The organism is Thalassotalea sp. LPB0316, assembly GCF_014898095.1.
Classification (GTDB): Bacteria; Pseudomonadota; Gammaproteobacteria; order Enterobacterales; family Alteromonadaceae; genus Thalassotalea_G.
The window spans coordinates 1,847,372-1,862,357 of record NZ_CP062946.1 but is presented as its reverse complement, the minus strand read 5'-3'; the positions used below and the strand labels follow the sequence as shown (position 1 = coordinate 1,862,357).

Sequence of the window (14,986 nt, the reverse complement as noted above, 5' to 3'; positions counted from 1 at the left end):
CGCCCTACTCGTCGGTCATCACTTGACGTTGTAGAATACTTGAGAATTCTTCCATAAAGTTTGCGTATGAATTTTCAAGCTTTTCTACTTTATGGCTAAAGCGGTTGTAGGCCATTACTGCTGGAATAGCGGCAAATAAGCCCATTGCAGTAGCAACTAAGGCTTCGGCAATACCGGGGGCAACCATGGCTAAGGTTGCTTGCTTTACCGCACCTAAGGCAATAAATGAATTCATGATACCCCAGACTGTGCCGAATAAGCCGATGTACGGGCTAATCGAGCCAACGGTTGCCATAAACGGTAAATGCTTTTCTAATTGGTCCACTTCACGTGATAACGCTACTCGCATAGATCTATGCGTACCATCGACAATCAAGCTTGGTGTCTTGCTATTAGACTTGCGCAAGCGAACAAACTCTTTAAAGCCGGCAACAAATAGACTTTCAATGCCCTGAATGTCCTGTTTTGAACTCACTTCGCTGTATAACTTACTGAGATCAGCACCACTCCAAAAAGTATCTTCAAATTCGTGAAGCTTGGCTTGCGCTTTGTTTAGCGCCGCTCGGCGTTGAAAGATCATCGCCCAGCACACCACAGAAAAGCCTAATAAAATAAGCATAACGGTTTTAACTAATAAACTGGCTTGTAAAAACAGATCAAAAATTGACAGTTCAGCTGACACTTTCTAAAGCTCCTAAGATAAAAGATGGAATTGCAACAGGCTTATTTTTATTAAAGTCAACACAGGCGACATTTACTTCGACTTCACACAGCTTTGTGTCGTTTTGATTGATAATTTGCTGTGTAAAAATAATCGAAGCGCGTTTTAGTTGCTTAATTTGAGTCGTCACTGTTAATAAATCGTCCAGTCGCGCAGATGCAATATTATTCATCGCTACTTTTGTGACAACAAAACCTATGTTTTGTTCTAAAAACTTTATTTGGTTTACACCTAGCGCACGCAGCCATTCAGTGCGCGCCCTTTCACAAAATTTTAAATAGTTAGCGTAATAGACAATCCCACCCGCGTCAGTGTCTTCGTAATACACTCTGATAGGGAATTGAAAACAGGAATCAGACATCAACAGTTATAGTTATTATTCAAGTGACGCCTATCTTAATAGATTAGCTATATCATCGACAAGCATTAGTGAAATATTGCATCAAAAAGTAACAAATAAAATTATTTTCATCAGTTTATTAGGTAATTTTTCACCAAACGTTAGCATTAGGAGCCTTCACACACTGTCTCGACTTGTCATGATTATGCAGCTATTGATGCGTATTTAACGGATGTTTGACCAAAACAACGCATATTTATTCACTTTTATTTCCGAGTGCGCCAAACAACACTTTATACATTAGTTTTTCTAATGCGAATTGACAATTTTTTTTTCTTGTCGAATGTTAAAACGCTACTATAATACACACATCTTCTGAGCTAGCGCACTGGTCTGACGACCAATAGCCAGATACTTTATTGAATAGATAATGAGTAATTATCTCTTCTCTCTGACATGTTTCCTGGAATTTTATTTCCTTCTACAACTTGATTAGTTGAACCGCATTTTTTAAATGCGGTTTTTTTTTGCCTAGAGAAATGGTGAGGGTTGGAATGTTGGAATGTTGGAATGTTGGAATGTTTGAAGGTTGGAATGTTTGAAGGTTGGAATGTTTGAAGGTTGGAAAGCTGGAAAGCTCGAAAGCTGGAAAGCTTGATTGTTGGAACTAGAGTGACCCCGTTTTAGTGGACACCTTTTTAAATTTAATATTTAGAGGTGTCTATGCGATACAAATCTCGAAAACAATACAGTGAATGCTATAAGATGGATGTTGTAAGACAATCTGTTGAAAGCATTGAAACTCTCCCAGAGTTTGCCAAGCGAGTTGGCATAAATGTTCACATGATACAGCGGTGGCGTAAAAAATACCTTTCATCAGATCCAATAGTTCCAGTGGAGTTAAAAAAATTGAAAGGTCCTGATAAAAGCTACAAACAACTTGAAAAAGAAAATGAACGTTTAAAGAAACAACTTGAACGTGCGAATGAAGATATTGAAATCCTAAAAAAGGCGGAAGAGTTCTTCAAGGAAAAACGGCAGAAAAATTCGAGTTCATAGAGCAAATTCGAACGCCTGGAGATACTCTTCACTTGTGTAAACTGCTAGATGTATCAAGCTCTGGTTTTTATGCGTACTTTAAGCGTGGCACATCGAAAAGAGATGCAAGCAACGCTGAGTTATTACGTGCAATAGACAAGATAATTCAAATATCTGAAGGGGCATTTGGCTACCGGCAGATTCATGAGCAATTACTTGCTGAAGGCTATCAAGCAAGCCCTAATAGGGTTCAACGCCTATTACAGGCACAGCACTATCGTGCTGTTATGTCTCGAAAACAAAAGCGCTACCCTAAGGTTAGCCGTATTAACACACGGCCCAATTTATTAAACCGAGAGTTTTTACCTAAATCAGTAAATCAAGTTTGGGCGACGGATATTACGCAAGTTTATTGTCGTGAAGGTTGGCTGTATGTTTGCGTCATTATCGATTTATATTCTCGAGCTGTGCTTGGTTACAGTCAAGGGCGCGCAGCAACTTCGGATTTAGTTAAAAAGGCGTATTTGAATGCAAAGCGTTTTAGTAAGCTCAGTAACTTAAATGGTGTTCTTTGTCATTCAGACCAAGGCTCTCAATATAAAAGTGACTTGATCGTTCGGTGGCTAAATGCTCAAGGTGCTATAATTAGTATGTCTCGTAAGGGAAACTGTTGGGATAATGCTTGTGTTGAAAGCTTTTTCTCACTCATGAAACAACAATGGCTACACCCACAAGGGGTACAGCCATTGAAATACATGAGTCAAAGGGTTACGGGTTATATTGAAAATATTTATAACCGATTTAGAGTGCATGGCACTCATGGAGAAGTACCATTAGCTCGATACTTACGAGCAAGTTAAATGTGTCCATTATTATGGGGTCACACCAAACGTTGCTCTAGCAAATCGACAAATATTGAGAAATGTGCAGGAGATTCCCGATAACAACGCTCGGGAAAGACGAACTTTTCGTTCGTTAACGCTCATGCTTTTGATCAATAATGCGCCTGCGCTACACCACCTTACAGCCTTATAACCTTCCTACTTTATAACCTTCCTACTTTATAACCTTCCTACTTTATAACCTTCCTACTTTATAACCTTCCTACTTTATAACCTTCCTACTTTATAACCTTCCTACTTTATAACCTTCCTACTTTATAACCTTCCTACTTTCTAACCCTCCCGCCTTGCCGCCTTGCCGCCTTGCCGGCTTATACCGGCTTATCAATGCCAAAATGTTGATATGCGCGATCAGTTGCAATACGTCCCCGTGGCGTTCTTTGTAAAAAGCCTTGTTGAATTAAAAATGGCTCGATAACGTCTTCTATTGTTTCACGTTCTTCACCAATGGCTGCGGCAATATTGTCTAAGCCTACCGGCCCACCCATAAATTTATCTATGATGGCTTCGAGTAATTTCCTGTCCATAAGATCGAATCCTTCGGTATCGATCTCTAACATATTAAGCGCTTTAGCAGCACAAGCTTGGTTAACCACACCACCGGTTTTTACATCGGCATAATCGCGCACACGTCGTAACAAGCGGTTGGCGATTCGCGGTGTACCGCGTGAACGACGGGCAACTTCTAATGCACCGCCGTGGTCTATGGTCAGATTAAGAAAGTGCGCACTGCGAGTAACAATATCGGTTAAGTCTTCAACTTTATAAAACTCAAGACGCTGAACAATACCAAAGCGATCTCTTAGCGGAGAAGTTAACGCGCCAGCACGGGTGGTCGCGCCAATTAACGTAAATGGTGGTAAATCAAGTTTAATCGATCGCGCCGCAGGCCCCTCGCCGATCATAATATCGAGTTGGTAGTCTTCCATCGCCGGATAAAGCACCTCTTCAACCACAGGGCTTAAACGATGAATTTCATCAATAAACAAGACATCGCCTTCCTCAAGGTTAGTCAACAACGCGGCTAAATCACCGGCCTTTTCCAGCACAGGGCCAGAGGTTGTGCGAATACTCACGCCCATTTCATTGGCAACGATATTAGCCAATGTGGTTTTACCTAACCCCGGCGGACCAAAGATCAATAAATGATCTAACGCTTCGTCGCGTTTTTTGGCAGCTGGAATAAAGATTTCCATTTGAGATTTGACGTGATCTTGGCCTTTATAATCGGCAAGCAATTTAGGGCGAATCGCGCGATCGACACCTTCTTCTTCAGGGGTGGCAATGGGTTGGATCAGTCTATCGGCTTCAATCATGAATTAACCTTAAAGCATTGCTTTTAATGAATCGCGAATTAGTTCTTCAGATGACTTATCTTCGCTAAATACTGCCTTAACAGCTTTATCTGCTTGGCCTTGAGTATACCCTAAAGAGATTAACGCGTTAATCGCATCACCTTTATTATCTGTGGTAACAAAAGTTGAATCGTTTGACTCAAGTAGTGGCGCAGCATCGGTAAACGGTGTCGTGCTTTCGGTTTGCCAGTCTTTTAACTTGTCACGCATTTCGATCAGTAAGCGCTCGGCAGTTTTTTTACCAACCCCCGGAATTTTCACTATGGTCGTCACATCATCATGCGCAACACAGCTAACAAACTGGTTTGCTGACATACCTGATAAAATGGCAAGTGCTAGCTTTGGCCCGACCCCATTAACCTTGATTAACAGGCGAAATAATTTACGCTCGGTTTTATTGGCAAAACCATAAAGTAGCTGTGCGTCTTCCCGGACAACAAAGTGAGTATAAATAATCGCTTCCTCGTTAACCTCCGGTAAGGCATAAATGCTCGTCATAGGCATTGAAACTTCGTAACCAACGCCCTGGCATTCTATCACAATATCAGGTGCTGTTTTCTCGACAAGAATGCCGCGTAATCGTCCGATCATAGGTTTTTTATTATATGTGGTATCGTCAACTAAGATACTGCGCACAATACCACTATGTTTTTATACAGTAAAGTGCTTTACTCTGATAACAGCTAGCGCAGACGACGACGCACGGTTTTAGTCGCTTGTCCTTGTAGTTTAGTAATTGAATCGTGTGAGTGGGCGTGACAAAGCGCCACCGCCAAAGCATCAGCGGCATCGGCTTGCGGCGTACCGGGTAACTTTAAAATTGACGTAACCATGTGTTGGACTTGTTCTTTGTTGGCACCACCTGTCCCGACAACTGATTGTTTAATTTGCCGCGCCGAATATTCGGCAATGACTAAGCCGGCATTTGTCGCTGCGACGATCGCCGCGCCTCGAGCCTGACCAAGCTTTAACGCTGAGTCAGGGTTTTTCGCCATAAAAACTTGTTCAATGGCAAATCTATCTGGCTTGAATTGAACAATAAGCTCTGAAACGCCTGCGAATATCGTTTGTAGTCGCGTACCTAAATCATCACCTTGGGCAATTGCTTTAATACAGCCACTGCCTAAATAAGTAAAGTGGCGCCCTTCTTGTTTAATAACGCCATAACCAGTGAAACGAGAGCCGGGATCTATTCCTAAGATAATGGTCAAATTTTGTCCTACTACTTATTTTTATTTCAAGCTTACTTTATTAATTTGTTGGCTAAATAGCAAAAACGCGCCTGCGGCGCGTTTTTAATGAACTTCACAGCAATATAATTACGCGTCTTCAGTATCGCTCTCGACTGTGCTGGTAATGTTTAGTTCAGCTAGTTGCGTTGGGTTTGCAACACCTGGCGCATTGGTTAATGGACACGCCGCGGTAGTTGTTTTCGGGAATGCCATAACATCGCGAATAGAACTAGCACCCGTCATTAGCATGACTAGGCGATCTAAACCAAATGCTAAGCCAGCATGTGGTGGCGCACCGTATTCTAATGCTTCAAGTAAGAAGCCGAATTTCTCTTTTGCTTCTTCATCGCTGATGCCTAAAATTCTAAAGACTGTTGCCTGCATTTCTTGATCAAAAATACGAACAGAGCCACCACCTAATTCACAACCGTTTAAAACCATATCGTAGGCGTCTGATAGCGCGCCAACTGGGTTTTCAGCCAACTGAGCCGGTGTCATATTGCTCGGCGCAGTAAACGGGTGATGAATAGCATGTAAGTGGCCGTCTACTTCTTCAAACATCGGGAAGTCGACAACCCATAACGGTTTCCACTCGTCTGATACAAGACCAAGATCTTCACCTAATTTCAAACGCAGTGCGCCAAGTGATTCTGTCACAACATTGTATGTGTCTGAGCCGAAGAAAATAATATCACCAGATTTCGCATTCACACGGCTAAGTAACGCAGAAACCGCTGCTTCGTTTAAGAATTTTAAAATAGGTGACTGTAGGCCTTCTAAACCAGCATCTATATCGTTAACCTTCATCCACGGCATGCCTTTGGCGCCGTAAATACCAACAAACTTAGTTAAATCGTCTATGTTTTTACGCGAGAATTTTGCGGCGCCGTCAGGCACACAAATGACAGATACGCGACCTTTATCATCGTTGGCTGGGCCCGAGAATACTTTAAATTCAACATCCTTTAAAATGTCAGCTACATCGACAATTTCTAAAGGGTTACGCAAATCAGGCTTATCTGAACCAAAGCGCTGCATCGCTTCAGCGTAGGTCATGCGTGGAAACTCGCCTAAATCCACATCCATTAACTTTATGAATAATTCGCGGATCATGGTTTCAGCAACCCCCATCACCTGCTCAGCAGACATAAATGAGGTTTCAATATCGATTTGAGTAAATTCTGGTTGGCGATCAGCACGTAAATCTTCGTCGCGGAAACACTTTACGATTTGATAATAACGATCCATGCCTGACATCATCAGCAATTGTTTAAACAATTGTGGTGATTGCGGTAATGCAAAGAATTTACCCTTGTGAGTGCGACTCGGTACTAAGTAGTCACGTGCACCTTCTGGTGTTGCGGCCGTTAAGATTGGCGTTTCGATATCAAGGAAGCCCTGTGCTTCTAGTGATTGACGAACAGCAGAAGTGACTTTAGCGCGGAACTTTAAACGCTCTGTCATTTCAACGCGGCGTAGGTCTAAATAGCGGTATTTAAGGCGATTTTCTTCAGAGTTTTCTTGATTAAAATCAAGCGGTAATGGCGCTGATTTATTGAGGATAGTTAAATCTAAACCCAAGACCTCAATCGCTCCGGTTGCCATATCTTTATTTACTTGGCCTTCAGGACGAGCGCGCACTTTACCTTTAACCTGAACACAAAACTCGTTGCGTAAGGTGTTGGCTTTTTCCAACACTTCAGGTAAATCTGGATCATAAACAACCTGTACTAAACCCTCGCGATCACGTAAATCAAGAAAAATCACGGCACCTAAGTCACGACGACGGTTTACCCAACCAGTTAAAGTAATTTCTTGGCCAATGTGAGATTCGTTAACCTCACCACAATAAAGAGTTCGCATTTAAAATTCCTGCAAAAATAACGGCCGCCTTTTCATACCTAAAGGGTAGCGACCATAACGTGTGCGTTAAAAATGCCCGACATTATAAAGCAATGAGTGCTAATGTCACCTAGGGTGTGTTAAATTGATAGTGATTTTTACCGTTAGCTTTGACCCGATACATCAAGGTATCGGCGATTTTTAATAACTCAACCTCATCTGTGCCATCTTCTGGATACATAGCAATGCCAATACTGCAGCCAACAAACGATTGCCCTGACGATAAGTTAAACGGTTGCTGAGTAATTTTAAGGATTTTTTCAGCGATAAAGCCGGCCTCATCTCTACTGTTTAGGCCCGTTAATAAAAGCACGAATTCATCTCCGCCAAAGCGCGCTAAGGTATCAGACTTGCGCACACAGCTACTTAGTCGATGCCCTAAGGTAATCAACAATTCATCGCCAACATCGTGACCGTGCGTATCATTGATGTTCTTGAAGCCATCTAGATCGATAAACAACACTGCCATTAACTTATTTTGTCTTTGGTGAATGGCTATTGCCTGAGTAATGCGATCTTTTAGCAAATTACGGTTAGGTAACCCGGTTAATGAATCATGTGTCGCCAGGTGCTTCATTTCTTTTTCTAACGCCTCACGACGCCTTATTTCAACGTATAAACGTCGGTTCCAAAAAATAATGATAATGATCACGATAATCACAAAGCCGCCGATTTGTGACGCGACACGAACGACATAGTTTTTATCTAAGCCCGTCGTTATTTGAATATCAAACCAGCGCTCATAAATATCATCTTTTTCCGTGCTAGTGATGGTAGCCAACGCTTTATTGACAATAGCATGTAATATCTCGTTGTTTTTTCTCGTGGCAAAGCTTGAATTATCGAGTGGCAAATCTTCCATGACCGACATTGAAATTAAACTCAAGGTTTCTCGCTTATAAAATTCCGCTGCCGATGCCAAGGGTTGTAATAAAGCATCAGCTTTATTTTGTTGCATCGCTAAGTAACCCTCTTCGGGGTGATCAACGACAAGAATATTAATATCTGTATAATTTTCTCGCAAATAAGACGTTAAATAGTAACCCTTTGTAATAGCGATACGCTGACCTTTAAAGTCGTTCATGGTCTTTTTATTACCCAAACGGTTGGGGTATAACGCAACCCATGGCATATCCCAGTATTGCTCAGTAAATAAAAGATCTTTTCGTCGTTCTGGTGTTTCGGTAATACCGGCAATTAGATCAACCTCACCGTTAACCAAACTATCAAAGGTATCTTGCCAAGACTTATAGTAAGTAAAATTAAATTCAAGCCCTGTTCGCTCTTGCAACAACCGGTAAAAGTCGATATTTATTCCTTCAGGTTGACCCGTTTCAGTTAAGCGCTCAAATGGCGCGAAATCTGTTTCTACACCAACTTTGACTATCGGGTGCTCGAGTAACCAAGCTTGCTCTTGAGGTGTGAGTTTTACTTTTTTAGACACTTGGTCGAAATAACTAAACCCTTTTTGCTGAGACCATACATTTTCTAAACGAATCAACTCTTCGATGGGAATAAGTGCAAAGCCTTCTTGAATACGTGTCATCAATGCATCGTTAAACGGGCTGATCAATGAAAATACTTTAGCGGTAAATAAAGGTTCATCGAGCACGTAATAGCTATTTTGTAAATGTTGGCGAATTAGGTGAGCCATCATATTTTCGTATGAGCTAATCATGCCACTCACTTCATTTCGCTCAGCAGCATTAATCATATCTTGATGATTAGTAAATAAAACGAACTCGATATTCGGGTAGGTGTGACGCAGCTTGGGCAGATAAGGTGCGGTTGTGAACACGGCAACACGCATACCCGACATATCTTCTAAACGAGTAAAGTCGAACATACTCTTAACAAAAACTGTTGAAGTGACACCGTATAATTCATAGGCTGCCGTAAGACCACTGGGTGCTAATAAGTTTTCGGGAAAAGCAATGTGTATATCAGCTAAGCCATTTTTAACTAAATCGACCGCGGCTGATTGTTCATCGCCGATAAATTCTATTTTTTCGCCGGAATACTTCGACCAAAGACGCCAGATATCAATAAACATCCCTTGCGGTTTACCGGTTGGCGACGTTGCCATATACGGAGGTAAATTATTTGAAAAGGCAAGCTTTAAGACATCGCGATTTTTCTCGACACCAAACCACTTGCGCTCGATGACATTTCGTTCATCAATATCAAATAACGCAAAGCCTTGGTTAATGGTATTAAGCAATTTAGTGTTGCCTTTTTTAACTGCACCAACAAAGGCGTTTTTATAATACTCAATACGCTTGTGCGCAGGAAAAATACTAATCAGTTCACTGTGTTTATCAAACTGCTTGGAGAGTTGATCAACACCGGCAATAGCCATAATCTCGCCATCTAGTGCAGCTTGGTATAACTGATAGCGCGAGTCATAGAGTCTGAGCGTTAAGTTGGGCCATAACTTGTTTAACACCTCAACATGCGCGGAATTTTTAACGACGCCTACGGTATAAGGGCTAAGCTGATTTAAATTATTGATATTAGCTAAATCTGCCCGCAAAAAGATATAACTATTGGAATCGAAGAATTTATCGGTAAAGTCTAAATAGCGAGAACGCTTTACTGACGATGCCAATCCCGCGTGAATGTCGATTTCGCCATTGGCAACACGGTCAATGGTCTGACTCCATTCCATAAACTGAAAGTCAATTGCGATATTGGTTTTTTCTGCCCACTTGCGCCAATAATCAATGATCAAACCATCGGGTTGACCTTGTTGATTTTTAAAATGATATGGATAAGAAGATGTATTGACCGCAATCGTGACCGATTTAATATCAGACCTAAACGCCTGTTCTGACGGTGCTTGAGACCAAGCAGGGAATACCCAACATAACGACCCTATCCACACTAGCAAGCCGATTACATATTTCAAATAAATCCTACCTTATTTTGGTTAACAACAAGCATCCCGTGCCTTTATACGAATAATTTCCCGAAGGTATTTTCGCTCTCTTTTATTTTAGTTTAAAATATTACAATAATTTTCAATGACAACCAACACATGCACACTTCTGATACCGATATCATTTATTCTAATCCTCATGCCAAGGTAAAAGACTTTAACTTTGACGAACAGGTTGTTGAAGTATTTCCTGATATGATCTCTCGATCTGTACCTGGCTATAACACTATTATTGATACCATCGGCCGATTGAGCCAACAATACGTGCAAGCCAATACCAACATCTACGATTTGGGTTGCTCGTTAGGCGCTGCAACGCTCGCGATGCGCAAAGCCATTACGGCAAGTAATTGCCAAATCATTGGTATGGACACCTCAAGTGCAATGGTTGAACGTTGCCAACGTCACGTTGCGGCATTTAAGGGGGACACGCCAGTCACGATAATCGAACAAGATATTTTAACCGCTAAACTAGAAAATGCATCGATGATCGTACTCAATTTTACCTTGCAATTTATCGAGCGCTCTAAACGCCAAGCATTGATCAATACAATAGCGCAAGCGCTAGTGCCCGGCGGTATTTTAGTGTTATCAGAAAAAATTAATCACGAAAACGAAGTGTGCCGCGATCTGCTCATTGATTTACACCACGACTTTAAACGCGCAAATGGCTATAGCGAACTAGAAATCGCACAAAAGCGCACGGCCTTAGAAAATGTGATGAAAACCGATAGCTTAGAAGTACAACTTGAGCGCCTAAAAAACGCTGGATTTTCTCACGCAACTCAGTGGTTTCAATGCTTCAACTTTACGTCAATGGTGGCAATTAAATGATCTCGTTCAACTCTTTTTACCAACAAATTGCCGGAAACCGCCTAAATCACTGGTTATTAACGCTGCCTCAACAACTAGATGATTGGAATAGAAACCATCTACACGGTGAGTTTTCGCAGTGGTATAAAGCGATAGACAATTTACCGAGCCCTGAACAAACAACGGTTGAGTTATCCCAGAAAGTACAAGCTGGCTTGGCTGAGGAGATGAGTGATGGTGAGCGCAAGAAACTCGAACATTTGTTGATGAAACTCAAACCTTGGCGCAAAGGTCCATATCATATTCACGGCCTACACGTTGATACCGAATGGCGCTCAGATTTTAAATGGGATCGGTTAAAAGATCATATCAGCGATTTGACTAATCGTTATGTATTAGATATTGGTTGTGGCAGTGGTTATCACTTGTGGCGAATGCGCGGCGCTGGTGCAAAATTTGTCGTCGGTATCGATCCTACTCAGTTGTTTTTAATGCAGTTTCAAGCTATTCAACACTTTGTTAAAGACGACGCCGTAAACCTGTTGCCGCTTGGTGTTGAACAGTTACCCGAGTTAAAGGCGTTTGATACCGTCTTTGCCATGGGGGTACTTTACCATCGCCGCTCGCCAATTGATTTCATTTATCAGTTAAAAAGCCAACTTAACAAAGGCGGCGAGCTGGTCTTAGAAACATTAATTGTCGATGGTGATGAGCACACCGTATTAATACCAGGCGAGCGTTATGCAAAAATGCGCAATGTTTGGTTTTTACCGAGTGGCAAAGCCATGTGTGCGTGGTTAGAACGTTGTGGCTTTAGTAACGTTAGATGGGTTAATACCGATCAAACCGCCTTTGAAGAGCAGCGAAAAACCCCATGGATAGATACCGAGTCGCTGCAAGACTTCCTCGATAAAGACGACCCCAATAAAACCATTGAAGGTTACCCCGCACCTAAAAGAGCGATTTTTATCGCCAACGCTTAAATAATGGTAATGAATACGTTATCCCCCCTTTAGTTAAGCTTAACAGAGCACAATTAAAGGGGGATACCAAGTTCTCTATAGTAAGTAATTATCTTGGATCATTTGATAAGTGCCATTGGCTTTTATCGTCTCTAGCCCCGCATTAAAAAGCTTCATGTGCGCTTCTTTTTTAAAGCCTACCGAATAGCCTCGCTCGGGAAACAGATAATGCACTTCAAACGGCATACCACCGACTTTGCTAATGTTATCTCGAACAAAGTATTTAAAAATATTAATATCAAGCACAATCACTTCAACACGGCGAGAGAACAGCATTTCGATTTGTTGTTTTTGATTAGCTAGCTCTCGATAATCAATTGAGTAAGCTGCAACATTGGCAAACTCTTCACCCAAAAATTTCTTGGCGTTTTGAAAAGCGATAATACTGTAAGAACTTAAATCTTTTATATTTTTCAACTGTATGTGGCTATCAGATAAGCTCACCGCGACATTTTGATAATAAATATACGGCTCAGATATATACATACTTGGATATTTATAATTCGGCGGGATGGTGATTACACCATCAACATTACCACGCTGGAAACCCGTAATATTACGGCCAAGTGGCATAGGAATATAGCTCACATCGATATTTTGTGAGGCTAATATTTCAGTAATGAGATCGAGCTGCAAACCACTCGATAGATTTTCTAAGATAAATGGCGGCTTTGCTAAACCGGTCACGAGTTCGAGCTCACTTGGAGATTTATCGTTACTAAATGTTGTTGTTGAGGTTATCGAAAAAAGAATAAAGAGAATGATAGTTAAATAGTTCACAGCTTCTTCCATGTAGAAATTCAATAATAACAATTGACTTGGCGAGCAATCCTAGTTTTTATATTGTTATTAACGGTCGCCTTAAGTTTAGCAAACAATTTTACAATGAAATGTAAAATCTTCGTAAATTAACGCACTTTTATTAAACGACTTTGTAACAAATCACTAGCAATAGATTAAAAAACGGACGATTAAATGAATAACCCATGGCACCAACGACAGTTTATCAAAGTATCAAAGCGCCAAGACGATCACCGCAGTTCATTTCAACGCGACCGTGCGCGAATTTTGCACTCAGCAGCCTTTCGCCGACTACAATCAAAAACTCAAGTTATGGGCAGTGGACAAAGTGACTTTTTTAGAACGCGCCTAACTCATTCGTTAGAGGCCGCGCAAATAGGCTCAGGGATCACTGCTCAACTTCGCTCTAAATTTGCCGACGAATGCGACTTTCTTGCGATCAATGATGACGCGCTAATTGAGTCTATTTGTTTAGCGCATGATATTGGTCACCCGCCGTTCGGTCATGGTGGTGAAGTTGCTCTGCACTACATGATGCGAGAGCACGGTGGATTTGAAGGAAACGGCCAAACGTTGCGAATTGTTGCTAAGCTAGAACCTTTTAGTGAAAAAAACGGTATGAATTTATCACGCCGCACCTTATTAGGGTTAATTAAATACCCTAATACCTTATGTCATTTATCTCATAACGACACACCGCCAGCCGTGGCAAATTTTAGACAGTTAAAAGCGAGCCAGTGGCACCCACCTAAAGGCTATTACAGCGATGATCAAGATGTAATGGATTGGTTACTTGCGCCACTAGCTATTGATGACAAACGTCTATTTAGTAGTACCCAAGAAAAATCCGTGGGTCATGATAAGACGTTATATAAGTCGATCGACTGCTCTATTATGGAATTAGCAGACGACATTGCCTACGGTATTCACGATATGGAAGATGCCATTGTCACCGGCGTGGTTAATAAACGCGACTTTATTGATCACGTTGTACAGCCACTACTGTCGATAGATGACGAATGGGTTTTGAGCATAGCTCGAGATTTAGCCGACAATTTATTTAGTGATGAACACTATCGGCAAAAGGATGCCATAGGTTCATTAGTCAACTATTTGATCACTCACATTGTGATTGAAGATCTTAATAGCGCTAAACAAACTAACTTTGCTGAGCCGCTGCTGCGCTATAATGCAGTGCTACCAGTAACACCAAATAAAGTACTGAAAATTTTTAAAGACTTTGTTTTCAAGTGTGTCATCAAGCAGCCACACATTCAGCGCATAGAGTATCGCGGACAACAAATTGTGATGGAACTATTTGAAGCCTTAGCGAGTGATCCGCAGCGACTACTGCCAAAAAACACGCTCAAGCGATACACTGAAGCCCAATACAATCAAGAGAACCCTTATCGTGTTATCTCTGATTATGTTGCAGGTATGACTGATGATTACGCAACGCGCTTATACCGCACGCTATTCGCTCCGAGCATGAGCCAGGGTTTTTATGAGTCGAACCGCTAATTTATGCCCCTCGCTGGTACAAAGCACAACAGGCACCAGCGGGATCTTTAATGACAACAAAACGATCTGCCCCCATGGTTTTAAGCTCATCAAGTTGTTGAGCCCCCATTGCTAACGCGTCATTGAGTGCCTGTTCAGCATTTTCTACAAGAAAGTATGGCAGCCACATCGCTGGCATATTGGCGTTGTACCCAGTCGCATGACAAATACCGCTAACCGGTTCTTTGGTATTCGGGTTGACCATCGAATAATCACTATAATTTCCCATCGAGACTTCTTCTACCTGCCAACCAATGACTTTTTGGTAAAAATCTCTTAGTTGTGGCGCATTCTCAACACTAATATCTAGCCACGCAAAATCACCGACTTTTTTATCTGACATAACCAACCCACTTAAAAAA

Annotated in this window: 14 protein-coding genes; 5 read left to right on the top strand and 9 right to left on the bottom strand. The window is 41.6% G+C overall.

Annotation, left to right across the window (positions count from 1 at the left end; genetic code table 11):
• Positions 1–4: 4 nt before the first annotated feature.
• Entirely contained in the window at positions 5–682 is a 678-nt protein-coding gene (gene tolQ / locus LP316_RS08255) for a protein TolQ (RefSeq protein WP_193020543.1), read from the bottom strand.
• Entirely contained in the window at positions 672–1,082 is a 411-nt protein-coding gene (gene ybgC / locus LP316_RS08250) for a tol-pal system-associated acyl-CoA thioesterase (protein ID WP_193020542.1), read from the bottom strand. The genes tolQ and ybgC overlap by 11 nt, the downstream gene beginning before the upstream one ends.
• Positions 1,083–1,784: 702 nt before the next feature.
• Between ybgC and LP316_RS08245 the strand changes: the two genes are divergently transcribed.
• The gene (locus LP316_RS08245; RefSeq protein WP_193020511.1) at positions 1,785–2,120 is read left to right on the top strand and encodes a transposase; all 336 of its coding nucleotides are present in this window, start codon (positions 1,785–1,787) and stop codon (positions 2,118–2,120) included.
• The gene (locus LP316_RS08240; RefSeq protein ID WP_226960843.1) at positions 2,117–2,959 is read left to right on the top strand and encodes an IS3 family transposase; all 843 of its coding nucleotides are present in this window, start codon (positions 2,117–2,119) and stop codon (positions 2,957–2,959) included. Before LP316_RS08245 ends, LP316_RS08240 begins: the two co-directional genes overlap by 4 nt.
• A gap of 353 nt (positions 2,960–3,312) precedes the next feature.
• Here the strand turns inward: LP316_RS08240 and ruvB are convergent, their stop codons facing one another.
• The 5 genes from ruvB to LP316_RS08215 form a co-directional block, all read right to left on the bottom strand.
• Positions 3,313–4,317, bottom strand: a complete 1,005-nt coding sequence (gene ruvB / locus LP316_RS08235; protein WP_193020541.1) for a Holliday junction branch migration DNA helicase RuvB — start codon at positions 4,315–4,317, stop codon at positions 3,313–3,315.
• Positions 4,318–4,326: 9 nt separating this feature from the next.
• Complete coding sequence (gene ruvA, locus LP316_RS08230; protein WP_193023848.1) at positions 4,327–4,947, bottom strand: Holliday junction branch migration protein RuvA; 621 nt, start codon at positions 4,945–4,947, stop codon at positions 4,327–4,329.
• A 92-nt stretch (positions 4,948–5,039) separates the two neighbouring features.
• Positions 5,040–5,567: a crossover junction endodeoxyribonuclease RuvC gene (gene ruvC, locus LP316_RS08225; protein ID WP_193020540.1), complete on the bottom strand. Its 528-nt coding sequence runs from the start codon at positions 5,565–5,567 to the stop codon at positions 5,040–5,042.
• 108 nt (positions 5,568–5,675) lie between these two features.
• Complete coding sequence (gene aspS, locus LP316_RS08220; protein WP_193020539.1) at positions 5,676–7,451, bottom strand: aspartate--tRNA ligase; 1,776 nt, start codon at positions 7,449–7,451, stop codon at positions 5,676–5,678.
• Between the two features lie 109 nt (positions 7,452–7,560).
• The gene (locus tag LP316_RS08215) at positions 7,561–10,398 is read right to left on the bottom strand and encodes a transporter substrate-binding domain-containing protein (RefSeq protein WP_193020538.1); all 2,838 of its coding nucleotides are present in this window, start codon (positions 10,396–10,398) and stop codon (positions 7,561–7,563) included.
• Between the two features lie 129 nt (positions 10,399–10,527).
• On the opposite strand from LP316_RS08215, the gene cmoA reads away from it, so the two are divergent.
• Both cmoA and cmoB read left to right on the top strand, forming a co-directional pair.
• Positions 10,528–11,262: a carboxy-S-adenosyl-L-methionine synthase CmoA gene (gene cmoA, locus LP316_RS08210; protein ID WP_193020537.1), complete on the top strand. Its 735-nt coding sequence runs from the start codon at positions 10,528–10,530 to the stop codon at positions 11,260–11,262.
• A complete protein-coding gene (gene cmoB, locus LP316_RS08205; RefSeq protein ID WP_193020536.1) occupies positions 11,259–12,224 on the top strand; it encodes a tRNA 5-methoxyuridine(34)/uridine 5-oxyacetic acid(34) synthase CmoB in 966 nt (321 codons plus the stop codon). The genes cmoA and cmoB overlap by 4 nt, the downstream gene beginning before the upstream one ends.
• Before the next feature lie 75 nt (positions 12,225–12,299).
• Here the strand turns inward: cmoB and LP316_RS08200 are convergent, their stop codons facing one another.
• Complete coding sequence (locus LP316_RS08200) at positions 12,300–13,043, bottom strand: substrate-binding periplasmic protein (RefSeq protein WP_193020535.1); 744 nt, start codon at positions 13,041–13,043, stop codon at positions 12,300–12,302.
• 195 nt (positions 13,044–13,238) lie between these two features.
• On the opposite strand from LP316_RS08200, the gene LP316_RS08195 reads away from it, so the two are divergent.
• Complete coding sequence (locus tag LP316_RS08195) at positions 13,239–14,585, top strand: anti-phage deoxyguanosine triphosphatase (RefSeq protein WP_193020534.1); 1,347 nt, start codon at positions 13,239–13,241, stop codon at positions 14,583–14,585.
• A 1-nt stretch (position 14,586) separates the two neighbouring features.
• Here the strand turns inward: LP316_RS08195 and LP316_RS08190 are convergent, their stop codons facing one another.
• Positions 14,587–14,967, bottom strand: coding sequence for a VOC family protein (locus LP316_RS08190; protein ID WP_193020533.1), 381 nt, complete (start codon positions 14,965–14,967; stop codon positions 14,587–14,589).
• Positions 14,968–14,986: the final 19 nt, after the last annotated feature.

What these genes read in the sequence shown, in the direction of transcription:
- cmoA (WP_193020537.1), top strand. Translation starts at nt 10,528, where the DNA reads ATGCACACTTCTGATACCGATATCATTTATTCTAATCCTCATGCCAAG.
- cmoB (WP_193020536.1), top strand. Translation starts at nt 11,259, where the DNA reads ATGATCTCGTTCAACTCTTTTTACCAACAAATTGCCGGAAACCGCCTA.
- ruvB (WP_193020541.1), bottom strand. Translation starts at nt 4,317, where the DNA reads ATGATTGAAGCCGATAGACTGATCCAACCCATTGCCACCCCTGAAGAA.
- aspS (WP_193020539.1), bottom strand. Translation starts at nt 7,451, where the DNA reads ATGCGAACTCTTTATTGTGGTGAGGTTAACGAATCTCACATTGGCCAA.
- ybgC (WP_193020542.1), bottom strand. Translation starts at nt 1,082, where the DNA reads ATGTCTGATTCCTGTTTTCAATTCCCTATCAGAGTGTATTACGAAGAC.
- LP316_RS08190 (WP_193020533.1), bottom strand. Translation starts at nt 14,967, where the DNA reads ATGTCAGATAAAAAAGTCGGTGATTTTGCGTGGCTAGATATTAGTGTT.
- ruvA (WP_193023848.1), bottom strand. Translation starts at nt 4,947, where the DNA reads ATGATCGGACGATTACGCGGCATTCTTGTCGAGAAAACAGCACCTGAT.
- LP316_RS08245 (WP_193020511.1), top strand. Translation starts at nt 1,785, where the DNA reads ATGCGATACAAATCTCGAAAACAATACAGTGAATGCTATAAGATGGAT.
- LP316_RS08195 (WP_193020534.1), top strand. Translation starts at nt 13,239, where the DNA reads ATGAATAACCCATGGCACCAACGACAGTTTATCAAAGTATCAAAGCGC.